An 18,257-nucleotide genomic window follows, 5' to 3' on the forward strand; every position below is an offset into this window, starting at 1 on the left:
CTGGAAGGCAAAAATCCCATCAGCGAAGCTGATCTGGAATGGATTTTTGCACGTAACTATGAAGGTACTGAATAGTTACATTTATTCTATGTATAGGGGCATTACTGGTGGAACGACACTTCTGCCTGTATAAAAGTACAGGCAGAAGTGAAAATAGTCTTTACAAATCTATACAGATTATAAATCACTTGCTAATGCAATTTCTCCCTTAATAGCAGACGCCGTAACCGTCGCTGCGGATCCAAGATATACCTTGGAGCTCGGATGACCTGCGCGGCCCTTAAAGTTTCTCGTACCGGTGCTGATCAGGACTTCGTTCTCGCCGATCACACCCTGGCAGCTGCCCCAGCATACGCTGCAGTTCGGGTTCATAACAATTGCACCGGCTTCCATAAAGATGTCGATCAGGCCTTCCTTCAGTGCCTGAAGATAAACGGTCTGGCTTGCCGGAACCACAAGGAAACGAACTTTTTCAGCAACTTTCTTTCCTTTAATAATAGAAGCGCCGACTCTCAGATCCTCGATACGTCCGTTGTTGCAGGAACCTAAGAATGCCTCGTCGATCTTCACGCCGCGGACTTCCTCAGCCGGAACCAGGTTGTCAACGAAGTCCGGTTTCGCCACTACCGGGCGGATCTTGGAGAGATCGAAGGTATATTCTCTTGCGTATACAGCATCAGGATCGCTCTGAAAGAGCGCCTTCGGCTTCCTTCCGTGAGCTTCCAGGTATTCGATGGCTTTCTCGTCCGGCTCGAAGATACCGGTCTTGGCACCTGCCTCGACAGCCATGTTGCAGAGGACCATACGCTCGCTGATGCTCAATGTCTTAGCGCCCTCGCCTGTGAACTCCATAACCTGGTAGTTGCAGCCGTTTGCGCCGATGGTGCCGATGATGGTCAAGATCAGGTCTCTCGCGTAAACGCCTTCCGGCAGTTTTCCGACGAGGTTGAATTTTACAGTCTCCGGAACGAGAACCCAGGATTTGCCTGTCACCATGCCGTAGAGAAGGTCGGTACAGCCAACGCCGGTACCGAAGGCACCGAGAGCGCCGTAAGAGCAGGTGTGGCTGTCAGCACCGAAGATCAGCTCGCCCGGGCAGACATAATGTTCCATCATAACCTGGTGGCAGACGCCTTTTCCCTCCCAGAAATCAATGTTGTTTTCCTTCGCGAAGTCGCGCATCTTCTTCTGGGATGCCGCTGTCTTCGGGCAGTCGGACGGAACGTTGTGGTCTACAATGAATACCATCTTCTTTGTGTCCGCGATATGCGGATGTTTTAATTTATTGCGGTACATGTCAACGGTCAGATGGGTAGTTCCGTCGTTACTCATCATACGGTCTAATGTTACGGTATGGATATCTCCCGGTTTTACGTAGTCAACTCCGGCTGCCGCCGCAATGATCTTTTCTGCAATCGTCATTCCCATTGTCTTAGTCCTCCTCACGGTTTAAAGAAGCGATCAGTCCGCCCTGATTTAAGATGTTCTGCATGTATTCCGGCAGCTTTGTGCAGGAATATGTCTTTCCGTTTGCGTGGGCAGTTCCGTCAGACATGGAAAGTTCCATGGTGTCGCCGGTCTTTACATCATCCGGCAGGTCTTTACAGACGATGACCGGAAGTCCGATGTTGATGGCATTTCTATAGAAAATCCTTGCGAAGGATTTTGCAACGACGGCCTGTACGCCGAGGGCTTTTAAAACGCCCGGTGCCTGTTCTCTGGAAGAACCGCAGCCGAAGTTCTCACCGCCTACTACGAAATCACCAGGTTTTACTTTTTTCGGGAAATCCGGGTCAAGAGACTCGAATGTGTGCTCTTTCATCTCTTCCAGATTTGGTAAGAGCAGATACTGGGATGCAATGATCTGATCGGTATCAAGGTCATTATGAAATTTAAAGATCGTTCCTTCTGCCATGACTTTATATGTTCCTTTCTTATCTAAGAAATATTAAAAGACAGCTGCAAAAATCCAGACCGTCAGCCGCCTTAACAGTTCATGAATTCTTTCGTTTCCTCATTATAGCATAGGATCAGGCATAAATAAAATGGCGCGTATTGATATGGCACATAACTTAAAGTTATAAAATTATGGTGCTTTCTAACGCCGGGAAAAGGCCATAAAAATTGCTGCAGTTAAACTCTGTATTTGAACGGACATGACAGCTGTATTTTTACACTGCCGGCCGGATCATCACGGAAAACTGCAGCAAAAATGGAACTTATCGGTTTATTACAGCTTTAAAACCGCTGTCTGCGGTCTTGTTTCAGCCGTCAGGAGCAGTGCATTGGAATCGTACTCCACCACATTCCGGCAGAGTCCCGTAAATTCCTCCAGCCGTCCGATCACCGGATAGCCAAAGTGGTCGGAGCGGTAATGCATCGGGATCACAACGCGGGGAGCGAGGTCATCCACCACAGCCTTCGCCTGCGCCGCGTCGATCGTATAGTAACCGCCCACCGGGATCAGGATCGCATCGAGATGCTTTAACATGTCTTTCTGTTTCCTGGTCAGAGGACATCCGATATCACCCATGTGGGCGATCTTAAGCCCGTCCGCCTCCAGGATATGGATCCGGTTCGGCCCGCGTAGCGCCCCCTGTTCCGGGTCATGCCAGGTGTCAATTTTCGTGATGGAAAACGGGTTCTTTGTCCCGCTGTGCTTTAAGGTCACTGCGTCCGTGTACCCGTGGTCACCATGTTCGTGGCTGCAGAGTACCATGTCCGCGGTGAGGGAAAGTGGAGCAAGCCCCGGTACCGTATTTGGGCCATATGGATCAAAAACAATGGAAAAACCATCTTTTTCAATGGTAAAACAGGAATGACCATTCCAGGTGATAGAAATAGAATTCATAATTATGTCCTCCTCTCGAGCAGTTAGAAATGATTGAGCAGATGACTATATTTTATCATGAAACGCAAGGAGATTCAATGGACGAAAAGCAAGGTCCCATCTGTGCCAGAGTGGGAAATTTATGTGATCAGTGCTTGAGAAATCAGGAGCAGCCGCGGTATAATAGTGGATATAATATCGGGAATAACAGGAGGAAATGACGATGGAGCTTACACAGGTAAAGCACGAGATCGAAACATTGGCGGAGAAACACCGGGATGAGTTTGAGACGGTCAGTGCATGCATATTTGCTCATCCGGAGCTGGCATACCATGAAACGCTGGCGCAGGATCAGCTGTGCGGGCTGCTGGAAAAGCATGGCTTTAAAGTACAGCGGGGAGCTGGCTCTCTGGAGACCGCATTTGTGGCAGAATACCGGAGCGGAAAGCCGGGAATGACCTTTGCCTTTATGTGCGAGTACGACGCACTTCCTGAAATTGGACATGCATGCGGACACAATCTGATCGGCACCAGCGGAGCCGGCGCCGGTGTGATATTAAAAGAAATCATGGAAAAATACGGGATCGGCGGAACCCTGAAGGTTCTTGGAACACCGGCAGAGGAAAACGGAAGCGGAAAGATCACGATGCTGGACGAAGGAATCTTCGATGGTGTGGATATGGCGCTGATCATGCATCCGAGTGATATGTCCATGGCAGATGATATCTCATTTGCAGCCGTAAATAAGACCTATACCTTCACCGGAAAACCGGCACATACCGCAGCGTGCCCGTGGATGGGGGCCAGTGCGTTAAACGGAGTTCTCCAGATGTTCCATGCGGTAGATTCCCAGAGACTTCATTTTAAGGATTACACGAGGGTTCACGGAATTATCCTGGAAGGCGGAACCGTAGTAAATATCGTTCCGGAGAAAGCTGTATGCCGGTTTAATATCCGGGCATTAGACGCAGGTTATTTAGAAGAAGTGATTGCAGTCATTGACCGCTGTGCAAAGGGTGCGGCGATTTGCGCCGGTGTAGAGGTTGAGATCAAACAGGACGGTTATCTCATTAAGGATGTGCGCAACAACCGGGAACTTGTGACGGCAGTGGAGAAAAATATGGACCTGATCGGAGAACACCACATTCCGCGGGATCTGACTCAGGGAATCGGATCAACGGATGTCGGCAATGTAACTCAAGCACTTCCGGCTGCCCAGTTCTATATCGGTGTGGGCGAAGGATTAGGAACCCATACAGCAGCATTTGCGGACGCTGCAGGAGGCGAAGCAGGAAGACGTGCCCTCACTGCCGCGGTAAAGGTGCTGGCAATGACAGGACTTGATATGATGTCCGGCCGATCATAAAAAAAACAAAGCATGAAGGTGGTTGTTCATGCGACTAGGACGAAGATGAAAGAAATCTAAGGAAACTAAAGAAATTGACAGAAATAAAAATCTCTGCCCAGACACATCGAGGTGTGACCGGGCAGAGATTTTTTGCTGTATTACAGCGCCGTTGCCTTCGGCAGCGTAAAGATAAATTCCGACCCGACCCCCTGGGTGCTGATCACATCAATATTTTCCCCATGTGCCTGTACGATCTCTTTTACGATCGCCAGACCGAGTCCTGTTCCCTTCTTATCCTTACCTCTGGAGAGATCCGACTTATAGAACCGGTCCCAGATCTTCTTGATACTTTCCCTCGGAATACCGATTCCCGTATCCTTCACGGAAACAAAGACTTTCTCGTACTTCAGTGAAGTCTGGATATAGATCACAGAGTTCTCACGGCTGAATTTGATGGCGTTGTCGATCAGATTGTAGAGCACCTGCTGGATCTTACCGAGGTCTGCATACACCATCTGGATATCCGCAGCGAAGGTGAGATCGAGAACGATATCCTTTGCATTGCAGGTTCCCTCGAAGGTTGCCGCGGTATCTTTAATAACACGATTGATATCGAAGTTGCTCCGTGTCAGGAATCCCTTGCTGTCGAGAGAGTTCAGCGTCAGCATGCCCTGAGTGAGTTTGTTTAAACGCTCTGTCTCAGAGATCAGGATACCGAGATACTTATCGTATAATTCCGGCGGGATCGTTCCGTCTTTGATCGCTTCCAGATACCCCTTGATGGATGTCAGCGGGGAGCGGAAGTCGTGGGAGACGTTGGCGATAAAGGAATGCTGATATTCCTCCATCTTATTTAATTCACTGGACATATAATTTAAGGTGTTGGCAAGATATCCCATCTCATCGGCAGAAGTTACATTGATCGTATGACTTAAGTTTCCTGCCGCGTATTCCTTCGCACCCGCGGTGATCTTCTTTAACGGGACATATACGGTCTTTGTGAACACGAGAAGAATGATCAGGGACAGGATGAAAACCACCAGCGCTGTAATGTATACAATGTTCAGGATACGGTCTTTCCCATGTACGATCTGTTCGATGGGCATATGGATCACCACGTATCCATACGTATTGAAATTTCCCGTGATCGGCGCAATGACGGACAGCATGTCTTTATCAAACATGCCGAAAAATCTGCCGGTCATATACGAGCGGTTTCCCGCCACGGTGGGATCAAAACCATCGATGGCGGTGCCGATATGGGAGGCTGGGGCAGTCTCCGCAACAACGCTGCCTTTCTGGTTGATGACCCAGGCCTGTGCCTTTAAGTAGGTGGCAACGGCCTGCAGCTGCGGGTTTGCCGTGGACAGACTGATATTTTTGCCCTGATAGATATCGCTGTAGGTGGAGGCGAGAAGATTCGCCTCATCGTAGAGCGATTCAGACTTTTCTTCTAAGAGATACTGGTAGGTGATCTCCGAGGACATGGTCGCGATGAAAATGAAACCGAGAAGACCAAACACCAGATAGCCGAGAAGAAACTTGGTATAAAGAGAACGGGTCATCGTCGTACCTCAAATTTATAACCGATTCCCCAGACAGTGGACAGCGCCCAGTTCTCGTCGTCGCGGATCTTCTCGCGAAGACGTTTGATGTGGACATCAACAGTCCGGGTGTCACCGATATACTCATAGCCCCAGATATGATCCAACAGCTGTTCTCGGGTAAAGACCTGATTCGGAGAGGAGGCAAGGAAGTATAAAAGTTCCAGCTCCTTCGGCGGCATATCCACAGAGTGGCCTTTGTAGAGGACGGAATAGTTCGTCAGGTTGACGATGAGATTCGGATACTCCACATATTCTCCCTGCTGTTTTGTCGCAGCGGACATACTGACCGGGGCCGCCTGATAGCGGCGGAGAACAGCCTTGACTCTGGCGACAAGTTCTTTTGAATCGAACGGCTTGATCATATAGTCATCGGCACCGAGCTCCAGACCTAAAACTTTGTCGAAGACCTCGCCCTTTGCGGACAGCATGATGATCGGTACCTGAGAGGTCGTGCGGATCTCCCGGCAGACCTGATAGCCATCCATGCCCGGCAGCATCAGGTCGAGAAGGATCAGGTTCGGCTTAAAGACCGGAACCTCCTTCAATGCGGATTCTCCGTCCCCGACGATCTTTGTATCATAACATTCTTTCATCAGGTACAGGGAAATTAACTCTGCAATATTCTCGTCATCGTCGACGATGAGAATTCTCTGTTTATCGACCATGGAGGTCTCCTCCTTCTAAAATTTATCGTAAAAATTTCGTTTTTTGCCTGTAAATCAGGGCAGGTTTCTATTTCCTATAGGATGATGGGTAAAATTGAAACCTTTGCGGTTAACATAACTTTAAAATAGTACTGTTCAGACAAAATCCGACGCAGTTCCTAATTGAAAGTTACTTGAAGGTTACGATCGTAACGCCCGTATCGCCTTCCCCAAATTCTCCAAGTCGGAATTCCTTCACATATTTAAGCTTCTTCAAATGCTTATGAACCGCAGCCCGCAGCGCACCTGTTCCGCGTCCATGCACGACACGGACCTGCGGAAGATGGGCGAGATAAGCATCGTCCAGATACTTGTCAAGGACAGGCATTGCCTCGTCCGTTGTCATTCCGATGAGATTGACCTCCGGGGAGACGGAGAAGGATTTCGCCATCTTGATCTTTCCGCTTCCGGTGTTGTTCCGCTTCAGGGCAGCCGGATCGAGGCCCGGTCCGGATACGGACGCCTCGTCTAAAAGTTCCAGATCTTTGATATTTACAAGGGAGCGCAGGATTCCCATCTGCACATAGAGATCGCCTTTTGCGTTCGGCAGTGTGCTGACCGTTCCCTTTAAGTTCATTGTGAGGACTTTAACACCGTCACCGATCTTTAATTTCTTCGGTGAGATCGTCTTTTTCGGCCCCTTATTGTTCTTCAGACTTAAGCTTTTATCGACTTTATCCAGCTTTTCACGGAGCTTTGTTCTCTCAGCTTCCAGCTCTTTTCCGACACCGGAGCTTGCGGCAAGCTTGTTGATATTCCGAATCGTCTGGTCCGCGGTCTCTTTCGCCTCGCGTAAGATCCGCTGGGCTTCCTCGTTGGCATTCTTTAAGAGCTTTTCTTTCCGCTCATCAAGCCGCTCTTCCTTCTGTTCGATATTCTTCTTTAAACGGGAGATCTCTTCCTTGTAGCTTGCGATCTCCGCCCGCTCTTTTTCGATGGTCACGCGGCTCTGATCTAAGTTCGCAAGCAGGTCCTCAAATGCCTCATCATTGGATTCCAGATGGGTCTTCGCATCATCGATGATGTAATCCGGTAGCCCTAACTGTCTGGAGATCGCGAATGCGTTGCTCTTTCCGGGAATACCGATCAAAAGCTTATAAGTCGGACGCAGTGTTTCAACATTAAACTCACAGCAGGCGTTCTCAACACCCGGCGTTGACAGGGCGAATACTTTCAATTCGCTGTAGTGGGTGGTCGCCATGGTCCGGCACTTCATATTGTGAAGGAAGGACAGGATAGAGATCGCTAAAGCAGCGCCCTCGGTGGGGTCCGTTCCGGCACAAAGCTCATCGAAAAGGCAGAGAGACCGGCTGTCTGCCTGATTTAGGATCTTAACGATATTTGTCATGTGGGCGGAGAAGGTACTTAAGCTCTGCTCGATGCTCTGCTCATCGCCGATATCCGCGAATACCTCGTCAAAAACGGAAAGCTCGGATCCGTCAAACGCCGGGATCTGCAGACCGGACTGTCCCATCAGGGTAAACAGACCGACCGTCTTTAAGGATACGGTCTTACCGCCGGTATTCGGTCCTGTTACGATCAGCAGGTCGAAATCTCTTCCCATCCAGATATTGATCGGAACGACCTTTTTGGGGTCAAGGAGCGGATGGCGGCCATCCTTGATATGGATATAACCTTTTCGGTTAAACTTCGGCATGGAACAGTTATAAATTCTTGAGAGAGCAGCCTTCGCGAAGATGAAATCCAGCTTTGTGAGGATCTCAAAATCCGTTGTGATCGGCTCGATATACGGGACGAGCTCGGTGCTTAAGGCAGCTAAGATCATCTCGATCTCTTTCTGCTCCTTTAATTCCAGTTCACGGAGTTCGTTGTTTAGCTTGATGATCGCCATCGGCTCGATAAAGAGTGTGGATCCGGTGGCCGACTGGTCATGGACCATTCCGGCAAACTGGCTCTTATACTCGGCGCGGACCGGGAGGCAGTAACGTCCGTCACGCATGGTGATAACGGCATCCTGCAGCATGGTCCGGCTGGAGTTTAGGATGGAGTTCAACTGGGTGTGGACTTTATCTGCCGTGATCTTCATCTGGCGGCGGACGTGGTGGAGTCCCGGGCTTGCATCATCGGCGATCTCATCCTCACCGAGAATACAGCGGGTGATCTCACTGTTCACATTCGTCAGTGGTTCCAGAGTGCGGAACATCTCATCGAGAGAGTCATCAGGAAGTTCCATATTTTCCGGATGGCGTCCATAATTCTTTGCGCGGGCCGCACAGGTCAAAAGTCCGCTGACGGAGAGAAGCTCCGTGATGCTTAAGGAGCTGCCGATCTCCAGACGTTTTAAGGAATCCCGTACATCACGGACTCCGGCTAAGGAGAGACTTCCTTTCTGGCGCACACGGGTCACCGCATCGGCGGTCTCGGTCTGGGTCTGGACAATCTCGTTGAAATTCGAGGACGGTGTCAGCTCCCGGCACATCTTCTTTCCCGGTTCAGACGCCGCACAGTCGGTCAGGCGGTCAATAATTTTATAATATTCAAGTGTTTTTAATACTTTCTGATTCATAGGTCGATCCTTTTTTCCTTTCAATACGCAGACATTCCGCGGTATGAAACATGCGGAGATTTTCAGTAAAGATGCCTGCCTGCACAGAAAAAGTATAACACAAACGTGTTAAATATCATAGAGATTTTTTCTTACGGTGGAGGTGTCAGATTTGGGAGGGAGAGCCTGTGGAAAAGGTTATCGAATGGTACGGAGAAACCTGTATACACCATTTTTTTGTTGCATAATAAGAGGAAAAAAATTATAATGAAAAGAAGATAGGCTAAACGCAAAGAATCCGCAAATGGAATCGTATTTTGATGGATATTTGCCTGTAGCAGCAGGAGTAAGGGCTGCTGTAAGATATGAAAAGGAGACTTTTTTCATGTCAGATACACCTAACGAGAAAAAATTTATGAGGGAAAAGGTCGTAAAACCTCCGATCGATAAGCGCAGGGCCGCGGGCCGGATCCTGTGCTATGTTCTTTTCGCGGCCGTTTTCGGTGGAGTTGCTGCGGTGAGCTTTGTGGCATCACTGCCGACAGCGAAAAAGCTTTTGGGTAAAGAGCAGCCAGTGACCTCCGCACCGATCACGATCGAACGGGACCAGGATCCATCCGGCGAGCCGACACCGGTGGAGACCATGGCGGAGACCACAGGAGAGGGGATCCGCGCGGAAGATCTGAAGGATGAGGTGGATAAGATCGTTGGGGACGCCATGGAAAAGTTCCCATGGACGACGAAAAACCTCACCGAGTTAAACGACGCGTTCCGGAACATCTACCTGGAATCCGAGAAGAGTATCGTGACAGTTTCCGCAGTGAAAAACGACGTGGACTGGTTTGATAACCCTATTGAGACGACAGGACAGTATGCGGGAATCATCATCGCGGTGAATTCCAGCGAGGCGCTGATTCTGACAGGACAAAGCGCGGTGGCTGGAGCCGACTCCCTGCGGGTGACCTTTGGGGACGGATCCACGGCGGCAGTAGAACTGAAATCCCAGGACATCACCTCCAAGATGGCAGTTGTCAGTGCGAAGATCTCCGATATTGAAGAGCAGACCGTAAACTGGATGAAGGCGGTGGAACTCGGAAACTCCTATTCCGTCCGTACCGGGGACATGGTCCTCGCGGTGGGAAGTCCCTCCGGACATGTCCATTCCGTCAAGCAGGGGCTGATTGCCTATGTGGCAAAGGGAGTCCAGGCAGTGGATGGTCAGACGCGTATCCTGTATACCGAGTTTGAGAGCCATGCAGACGAGGGAACATTCCTCTTAAATCTTTCCGGCCAGCTGGTGGGCTGGGCAACCGACACTTATCAGTCCGGTGATAATGGACAGACGGAAGATAAGACGATGGCGATACCGATCTCGGAGTACAAGGGCGTGCTCCAGAAGCTCACAAACGGACAGTCCGCCCCGTATTTCGGAATCCGGGGACAGGATGTGACCTCCGTGATGATGGAGAGCGGAATCCCCAGCGGAGTATATATAACAGATTCCATTGCAGATGGACCTGCCTACAACGTGGGGATCCAGAACGGTGATATCCTGACAAAGATCAGGGACACGGAGATCCAGACGATCCGGGACTTCCAGAACCAGCTGGAGGACACGAAGACCGGAGATTCTGTAAAAGTTACGGTAAAACGGAAGTCTATTGATGAATATAAAGAGATAGAGTATCAAGTGACGATTGGAGCCAGGTAGTTATTACTGCCTGGCTTGTAACTGCTCAGACTTACTGAACAGTTATCTAGTCCAATAATAACGTTTCAGCCTTAAAACTGAAACGCTAGATGTAAAGACAGAAAACGTCTGTCGACGCAATGAATAGAAGGAGAGATTATGAGATTTATTGAAACATTCCGGGAAGGAAACCACATTTCGGATGTATACCTGTGCAAGACAAAACAGATCGCGCTCACAAAGAATGGAAAAGAGTACGGTTCTCTTGTACTGCAGGATAAAACAGGAACTGTTGACGCGAAGATCTGGGAGTTAAACTCTCCGGGAATCAACGAGTTTTGCGCACTGGATTACGTGTATGTTGACGCGGACGTGACTCTGTTCCAGGGACAAAACCAGTTAAATGTAAAACGGATCCGCAAGGCGGATGAGGGCGAGTACCATCCGGCAGATTATCTCCCGGTGACCACAAAGGACATCCCGACGATGCAGCATGAGCTCACCCAGTACATCACAACCATCAAGAACGAGTACTTAAGAAAGCTGGCATCCGGCTATTTCAACGACCCGGAGTTCATGAAGGCGTTCTCCTTCCATTCCGCGGCAAAGAGCGTTCATCACGGCTTCGTCGGCGGACTTTTAGAACATACCTTAAGTGTTGTAAAAATGTGCGATTACTTCAGTAAACAGTACCCGGTGCTGAACCGCGACCTGCTCTTGACGGCAGCGATGTTCCATGATATCGGAAAGACAAAAGAACTTTCCGCGTTCCCGGAGAATGACTACACAGATGACGGACAGCTTCTCGGCCACATCATCATCGGCTCCCAGATGGTAAAAGAGCGGATCGACACGATGCCGGGATTCCCGAAAAAGCTGGAGAGTGAGCTGATCCACTGCATTCTTGCACATCACGGTGAGCTTGAGTACGGTTCCCCGAAGAAACCAGCCCTGATCGAGGCGATGGCATTAAATCTTGCGGACAACGCGGACGCGAAAATGGAGACCATGACAGAGATCTTAAGAGGTGCCGGGGACAACATGGGCTGGCTCGGCTACAACCGCTTCATGGAGACGAATGTCCGCCGGACGAGTGAAAACTAGTATGTAGAAAAATTGACCCGCGACGGATCATAAATCGTGCATAATTTTGATAATAATTTGTCATGGAAAGACAGATGACACAAAATGTCCGTGTGTAAAAGATATATGTGCGCTTTGCACTGATAAGAAACCGCAAAGATCAAAAAATAACGGTTGACAAAATCACTTTTGTGACTAAAATGAGTGTTGTTCATATTCAAATGCGATGAACGGGACAGGACTTTCTAACAGGATCTTATTCAGAGAGCTGCCGGTCGGTGCGAGGCAGATAAGAAATTAGAAGGTTATCACCTGGAAGCAGCCGGGATGAACAGCTCATTTTAGTAATTCCGGACGGAAACCTCACCGTTAAAAGGGGACCGATTCATCTGAGAGTACAGCAGATACTTGAGGAGGATGGGACTGAGAGGCCGGTTTTTCGGCAACAGAAGTGGTAACGCGGAGAATGTTAGATCCTTCGTCTTCTAAGGGAGCAATCCCTATGGAGACGGGGGGTTTTTGTTTTTTCACCCCCTTTTGAATATGGATGGACAATAGGGACCGGAATTCGCGACATTCCGGTATGACGAAATGAATTTACAAAGGAGCGAAATGACATGAACACATTAGTAATCGTTCTCATCTCAGCTGTGTGTCTGTTATGCGGATATATGGTATACGGACGCTGGCTGGCAAAGACCTGGGGTATCGACCCGAAGGCAAAGACACCTGCCTATACACATGAAGATGGACAGGATTATGTACCTACAAACGGCTGGATCGTTTTCTCACACCAGTTTTCCTCTATCGCAGGTGCCGGTCCTGTAACGGGTGCCATCCAGGCGGCTGCATTCGGCTGGGTTCCGGTTCTTCTCTGGATCCTTGTCGGTGGTGTCTTCTTCGGAGCGGTCACAGACTTCGGCGCTCTTTACGCAAGCGTAAAGAACGAAGGTAAGTCCATGGGACTCCTGATCGAGAAGTACATCGGCAAGACAGGTAAGCGGTTATTCCTGATCTTCTGTTGGTTATTTACCTTGATTGTTATCGCAGCCTTTGCTGACATGGTTGCAGGCACATTCAATGCTTATACGGTTAAGGATGGCGTTACAGAGCTGGCAGCAGCGGCTCAGACAAACGGCGCCGCAGGCTCCATTTCCATTGCATTTATCGTATTTGCGATGGTTTTCGGTGTCCTTCAGAAGAAGCTCAACCTTGAAGGCAAGAGCGAGTTCTTCGTAGGACTTGCATGCACGGTTGCATCTCTTGCAATCGGTATGGCATTTCCGTTAATCGGCGGTAAGGACGCATGGACAGGATTCACATTTGCGTATATCTTCTTTGCATCTGTTCTTCCGATGTGGCTCTTAAAGCAGCCGCGTGACTACATGACAACATTCATGTTTGCAGGAATGATCCTCGGCGCTGTTGTCGGTATTGTTGTTGCGCATCCGAACATGAACCTTCCGATGTACACAGGCTTCACAAATGAGAAGCTCGGAAACATGTTCCCGATCCTTTTCGTAACCGTAGCCTGCGGAGCCGTTTCCGGTTTCCACAGCCTCGTTTCCTCCGGTACTTCCTCCAAGACCGTTGAGAACGAGAAAGATATGTTAAAAGTTGGTTACGGCGCAATGGTTCTTGAGAGCCTCTTAGCCGTACTTGCACTCTGCGTAGCAGGCGCCGCTGCAGCCGCTGACGGTACCGCAGCAGCAGGAACTCCGTTCCAGATCTTCTCCTCCGGTGTTGCTGGACTTCTTGAGATGTTCGGTCTTCCGATCTATGTTGCACAGTGCTTCATGACCATGTGTGTATCCGCTCTTGCTCTTACAAGCCTTGATGCAGTAGCACGTATCGGACGTATGTCCTTCCAGGAGCTTTTCTCCGTAGACGATATGGAGAATGCGGAGAGTTGGAGAAAATTCCTCTGCAACAAATATGTATCCACGATCATTACACTTGCATTCGGCTATATCCTTACAAGAGTCGGTTACTCCAACATCTGGCCGTTATTCGGAAGCGCAAACCAGCTGTTAAGTGCACTTGTTCTGATCACACTCTGCGTATTCTTAAAGGTAACAGGCAGACAGAACAAGACCCTGATCGTACCGTGCGTGATCATGCTCTGCGTAACCTTCACAGCACTGGTTCAGAGAACGCTTGCTCTTGTAAACGCATTCAGCGCAGGTACCGCAGTATTTATGGTTGAAGGACTTCAGCTGATCGTTGCGATCCTTCTTATGGTTCTCGGTGTGATCATCGTTGTTACATCCGGTAAGGAGCTGTTAAGCAAGAAGGCAGGTTCTGAGGCAAGAGCATAATCGAATCAGGTAAGCAGCAAAGTGGATTGCGAATACCCACTGGACATTGCGATTTACATAATGTTTAACGTATAGAGTTGATATGTTAAGACTGGTTTTCCGGTTCCGGGGACTTCTGAATGGGAGTTTTCGGGGCGCGGGGAGCCGGTTTTTTGTATTGACGTAAAAACGTGACTCATTTGAAAATGCGGATCGGATTCACTTTTTCACTGTTGTTTTGCCTGTATGCGGTATAGGGCAGAGATTTTCACGTTCGTTTATGTGATGGGGGTTGCAAATGCGGGAGTAATTCTTGTATACTTAAGAAAAACTGAGCATTGAGTCTTATTTTTAGGTCTGTTCTGCACTTTGTGTATTCGGTATATTCTCAGTACGGGATATACGCTATTAGTTTGGGCTAGTGAGGTGAAAGGACAGAGTGGGCTCAGCGATAAAAATGTACAACAAGAATATTTATATAGAAGGAACAAATTATGGAAATCAAGAAGAACGATATATTTACAGTGACCATCGAGGACATGGGAGAGGACGGTGCAGGTATCGGCCGCGTGGACGGATATATCTGGTTCGTGAAGGATGCCCTGATCGGGGATACGATCGAGGCGTCAGCCATGAAAATGAAAAAAAATTACGGCTTTGCCCGTCTTGTGCGCGTCATCACCCCGGCAAAAGGCCGCGTGGAGGCGAAATGTCCGGTGGCGAGAGCCTGTGGCGGATGCCAGCTTCAGGAACTGGACTATAAAGAGCAGTTAAAATTCAAGGAAAAGAAAGTATACAATCACTTAAAACGCATCGGCGGCATGGAAAACCTGTTCCTGCCGGAAGAGGCGGAACAGGCAGCGGGAGTGCCGGACGCGGTCGTCATGGAACCGATCATTGGGATGGAAGACCCGTGGAGATACCGCAACAAAGCGCAGTACCCGATCGGCCGCGGAAAAGACGGAAAACCGACGGCGGGATTCTTTGCCGGACGGACCCACTCCCTGATCCCGGTACCGGAGCTGGACTGCCTGCTTGGATGTGCGGAAAATAAAGATTATCTGGCGGCAGTGTTAAAATTCATGGAAGATTTTGGTGTGGAACCTTATGATGAGGCAAACCACAAGGGACTTGTGCGCCATGTTCTCTTAAGAAAAGGTTTCGCCAGCGGTGAACATATGGTATGTCTCGTGATCAACGGAAAGAAACTGCCCCATGAGAAAGAGTTCATCGAGCGGATGCGTGAAGCCGGCGCAGACAGTATCTCCCTGTCCTTCAATATGGAAAAGACAAACGTGATCCTGGGAACCGAGATCAAAAATCTCTACGGGCCGGGTTATATCACGGATAAGATCGGAAACATCGAATATCGGATCTCTCCGCTATCGTTCTATCAGGTAAACCCGGTCCAGACAGAACGTCTCTACGGAACAGCTCTGGAATTCGCTGATTTAAACGGCGGTGAGACCGTCTGGGATCTCTACTGTGGAATCGGAACCATCTCTTCTTTCCTCGCCCAGAAAGCCGGGAAAGTCTGCGGTGTCGAGATCATTCCGGCAGCGATCGAGGATGCGAGGGAGAATGCGAAGCGCAACGGTCTCGACAATGTAGAATTCTTTGTCGGCAAAGCCGAAGAGGTTCTTCCGGAACAGTACGAAAAGAATCACATCAAAGCCGATGTGATCGTGGTCGACCCGCCAAGAAAAGGCTGCGATGAGCTCTGCCTTGAGACGATCGTAAAGATGGCACCGGAGAAAGTAGTTTACGTCAGCTGCGATTCCTCAACCCTGGCGAGAGATGTGAAGTACCTCGGAGAAAACGGATATGAGGTAAAACGTGTCAGAACTGTCGACATGTTCGGAATGTCCGGGCATGTTGAAACAGTCTGCCTTCTGTCAAGAAAAGCCCAATAAATCAAAGGATTACGCCATTTTGGGAATAAAATAGATGTGTGTTTCTGTCTCCGTAGAGTGGTGATATAATCGGATGTTTACCCCAGGGGATAGGCTTTGGGGAATGGGAGATATACATTTTGGCGAAAGGATACATTTTGGCAAAAGTAAGGAAAGGGATTGGATATTCAATAATATTTGAATTAGCTTAGGAGGTGAAGTCAATGGACGAAAAATATTTATTTATGTTAGATAAGGAGGAAATGAAAACAAGAGTCAAAGCGTTAACAGGATTTGAAAAAGAAAGAGATGAAATTAAGACTCTTTCAAAGATTATATTTGATATGGACATAGAGAATATTGAGTATATGAAGTTCCTTAATATTAATGGAAATGTTCTGCTTTTTGGCAAGCCAGGTACGGGGAAAACATCTATATGCTATGATTGTATGTTGGAAAACACAAGTGCATCATACTATCAACTGAATATGGCAGCTTTAGTTTCTGAAAAATTGGGGAAAACAGCACAAAAAATAAATGAAGTGTTTGAAGAACTATTGAATGAATCAAAAAAATATCCTGTATATTTATTGATTGAGGAGATAGAGGCTTTTTTGCCAAATAGAAGAGAATCAAAAGATTTAGAAGATATGAAGCGTGCATTGACAATCTTTATGCATTATCTGGATAAAATCAATCCAAATCTGATGGTGATGTGTACGACAAATCATCTGGAAAGTTTGGATTCTGCCATTGTAAGAAGGTTTACTTATAAAATCGAAATAACTAATAACAGCATTGAAGATATGGAACATTTTTTGACCAATGAGGAAAATCCATTTCATATTTTCTTTAATGATGAACTAGTAAATCATAAGATTGCAGAAAAAATAATTGAGAAAAAAATGACATTTTCAGATGTGAAGAATATGATGAAAAGATTATTACTTAGAGATAAGGGGAAAAAGATTGAAAATGTTAATGCAAATAGCTTGTATGAAATGATTATGGAGGAAGAAAATAAATGAGTATGAGTTTATATTTAACAAGGTATTCTAAATTGGAAGAACAAAAATATAGCGAGGAAAATAGTTGTAATCTCGCTATAGTTGAAATGTCTGATGATTTGTATAAGGAGATTCTCAAAGAATATGTTTGTAAACAAGAATTTTGGGAGAAGGGAGAAGAAGAGTGTTATTTACAGGAGATTATTCTGAATGCAGATATAGATAAAATCTTAAAAAAATGTGTGCAAATGTCAAAAGAAATTATGAAGGAAATTATAGAAAAAGAGATTTCTTGTAAAGAAGAAAATGTGAAGCTTGATAGATTGCATGTCATTTTAGAGATTCGAAACATCTTGAATAAAAAGAAAGATAAATATGCACATCAGGATGAAGTTTTTGTTATTGTGGGGTAGGCTGATGAGTAAAAAGATAAATGATGATAAAGGAAAAAAAGGCGAACGAGATTTGATGAAAACTATCTTTAAGATGGAAGAAGCAGGAGAAGATATTGATATAAAGAAGCCTACATATACAAATGAACCTGATGATGGATTAGACTTGGAGATGAAATGCGGTCATAATATTGGAGAATTAATGAATGCAATTATACATGACAAAGAGAAAAAACCTGTATTATCTCAGAAAAAAATTAAGGTTAGAATAGATGCAAAAAATTATGGAGGGAGAATTGGAAAACCAGTAGCTGATAAATTTGTTGCTGATTGTGAGAAAAATCCACAAGATGCAGAACACTGGCTAGTTGGTGGAGAAAGATTAACCAAAGGCGCAAAAGAAGTTATCGAAGATAGTGAACATGTTTGCCGATATTATAGTCAAGAAGATATTAATAAAGTGGATAATTACTATGAAAATGAATTAAGGAATATTGTGGATAACTGTAACGATGGGGGATAAAACCGTTACCCCACTTAAAAACCATATTGCATACTTTCGCTATGCAGTATAAAATCAAAGTTCAGGGGAATATTGAAACCGTTTGTCTGCTTTCAAAGAAACCTTGATTTTCTGCGGTTTGTTGGATATTAAGGGGAGAAAATGAATGTGTGTTTTCAGGTCTTTTGAATGAAACATTTGAATATTAAAACAGTGGGGTGTTTTGAGACTCTGCTGAATAATAGGCTTTTGCTAAAAGGTACTTTAATGATTACTAGCGAACATATTGTTCCTGAAACCGGTAATAGGATGAAAGTATTTCATATGATTTTTCAACTGAACGATAAAGAACGGAAAGAGGCGGCAGCATCAGCAAGAAAAAGGTAAAATGTATTTCGG

The 18,257-nt window shown here is 47.1% G+C and carries 15 protein-coding genes and 1 other annotated feature; of the genes, 9 read left to right on the forward strand and 6 right to left on the reverse strand.

Going from position 1 to position 18,257, the window contains the following annotated elements; genetic code table 11:
• Positions 1-177 precede the first annotated feature (177 nt).
• The 3 genes from GPK83_RS04730 to GPK83_RS04740 form a co-directional block, all read right to left on the reverse strand.
• Entirely contained in the window at positions 178-1,428 is a 1,251-nt protein-coding gene (locus GPK83_RS04730) for a 3-isopropylmalate dehydratase large subunit (protein WP_215704121.1), read from the reverse strand.
• 4 nt (positions 1,429-1,432) lie between these two features.
• The gene (gene leuD, locus GPK83_RS04735) at positions 1,433-1,915 is read right to left on the reverse strand and encodes a 3-isopropylmalate dehydratase small subunit (protein WP_015553998.1); all 483 of its coding nucleotides are present in this window, start codon (positions 1,913-1,915) and stop codon (positions 1,433-1,435) included.
• Between the two features lie 315 nt (positions 1,916-2,230).
• Positions 2,231-2,851: an MBL fold metallo-hydrolase gene (locus tag GPK83_RS04740; RefSeq protein WP_215704122.1), complete on the reverse strand. Its 621-nt coding sequence runs from the start codon at positions 2,849-2,851 to the stop codon at positions 2,231-2,233.
• A gap of 202 nt (positions 2,852-3,053) precedes the next feature.
• Here GPK83_RS04740 and GPK83_RS04745 point away from each other — a divergent pair, with 202 nt between their 5' ends.
• The gene (locus tag GPK83_RS04745) at positions 3,054-4,196 is read left to right on the forward strand and encodes a M20 family metallopeptidase (RefSeq protein ID WP_215704123.1); all 1,143 of its coding nucleotides are present in this window, start codon (positions 3,054-3,056) and stop codon (positions 4,194-4,196) included.
• A 140-nt stretch (positions 4,197-4,336) separates the two neighbouring features.
• Here GPK83_RS04745 and GPK83_RS04750 read toward each other — a convergent pair whose 3' ends face one another.
• The 3 genes from GPK83_RS04750 to GPK83_RS04760 form a co-directional block, all read right to left on the reverse strand.
• Positions 4,337-5,743: a HAMP domain-containing sensor histidine kinase gene (locus GPK83_RS04750; RefSeq protein WP_215704124.1), complete on the reverse strand. Its 1,407-nt coding sequence runs from the start codon at positions 5,741-5,743 to the stop codon at positions 4,337-4,339.
• Positions 5,740-6,450, reverse strand: coding sequence for a response regulator transcription factor (locus GPK83_RS04755; protein WP_015554002.1), 711 nt, complete (start codon positions 6,448-6,450; stop codon positions 5,740-5,742). Before GPK83_RS04755 ends, GPK83_RS04750 begins: the two co-directional genes overlap by 4 nt.
• A 169-nt stretch (positions 6,451-6,619) precedes the next feature.
• A complete protein-coding gene (locus tag GPK83_RS04760; RefSeq protein WP_215704125.1) occupies positions 6,620-9,016 on the reverse strand; it encodes an endonuclease MutS2 in 2,397 nt (798 codons plus the stop codon).
• A gap of 364 nt (positions 9,017-9,380) precedes the next feature.
• Here GPK83_RS04760 and GPK83_RS04765 point away from each other — a divergent pair, with 364 nt between their 5' ends.
• The 8 genes from GPK83_RS04765 (at position 9,381) to GPK83_RS04800 (ending at position 18,245) form a co-directional block, all read left to right on the forward strand.
• Positions 9,381-10,706 carry a S1C family serine protease gene (locus GPK83_RS04765; protein WP_215704126.1) on the forward strand — a complete coding sequence of 442 codons (1,326 nt, stop codon included), beginning with the start codon at positions 9,381-9,383 and terminating at the stop codon, positions 10,704-10,706.
• 138 nt (positions 10,707-10,844) lie between these two features.
• On the forward strand, positions 10,845-11,789 hold the full coding sequence (locus GPK83_RS04770; RefSeq protein WP_117483920.1) for an HD domain-containing protein: 945 nt from the start codon (positions 10,845-10,847) through the stop codon (positions 11,787-11,789).
• A 196-nt stretch (positions 11,790-11,985) separates the two neighbouring features.
• Positions 11,986-12,257: a binding site (T-box leader), on the forward strand.
• 128 nt (positions 12,258-12,385) lie between these two features.
• A complete protein-coding gene (locus GPK83_RS04775; protein WP_215704127.1) occupies positions 12,386-14,086 on the forward strand; it encodes a carbon starvation protein A in 1,701 nt (566 codons plus the stop codon).
• A 473-nt stretch (positions 14,087-14,559) separates the two neighbouring features.
• Positions 14,560-15,978: a 23S rRNA (uracil(1939)-C(5))-methyltransferase RlmD gene (rlmD, locus tag GPK83_RS04780; RefSeq protein WP_215704128.1), complete on the forward strand. Its 1,419-nt coding sequence runs from the start codon at positions 14,560-14,562 to the stop codon at positions 15,976-15,978.
• Positions 15,979-16,181: 203 nt separating this feature from the next.
• A complete protein-coding gene (locus GPK83_RS04785) occupies positions 16,182-16,985 on the forward strand; it encodes an ATP-binding protein (protein ID WP_215704129.1) in 804 nt (267 codons plus the stop codon).
• Entirely contained in the window at positions 16,982-17,377 is a 396-nt protein-coding gene (locus GPK83_RS04790; RefSeq protein ID WP_215704130.1) for a hypothetical protein, read from the forward strand. The genes GPK83_RS04785 and GPK83_RS04790 overlap by 4 nt, the downstream gene beginning before the upstream one ends.
• 4 nt (positions 17,378-17,381) lie before the next feature.
• On the forward strand, positions 17,382-17,879 hold the full coding sequence (locus GPK83_RS04795; protein WP_215704131.1) for a hypothetical protein: 498 nt from the start codon (positions 17,382-17,384) through the stop codon (positions 17,877-17,879).
• 168 nt (positions 17,880-18,047) lie between these two features.
• Positions 18,048-18,245: a hypothetical protein gene (locus GPK83_RS04800; RefSeq protein ID WP_215704140.1), complete on the forward strand. Its 198-nt coding sequence runs from the start codon at positions 18,048-18,050 to the stop codon at positions 18,243-18,245.
• Positions 18,246-18,257 lie beyond the last annotated feature (12 nt).

Source organism: Clostridium sp. MCC328 (assembly GCF_018785465.1).
In the GTDB taxonomy this organism is placed as follows: domain Bacteria; phylum Bacillota; class Clostridia; order Lachnospirales; family Lachnospiraceae; genus Pilosibacter; species Pilosibacter fragilis.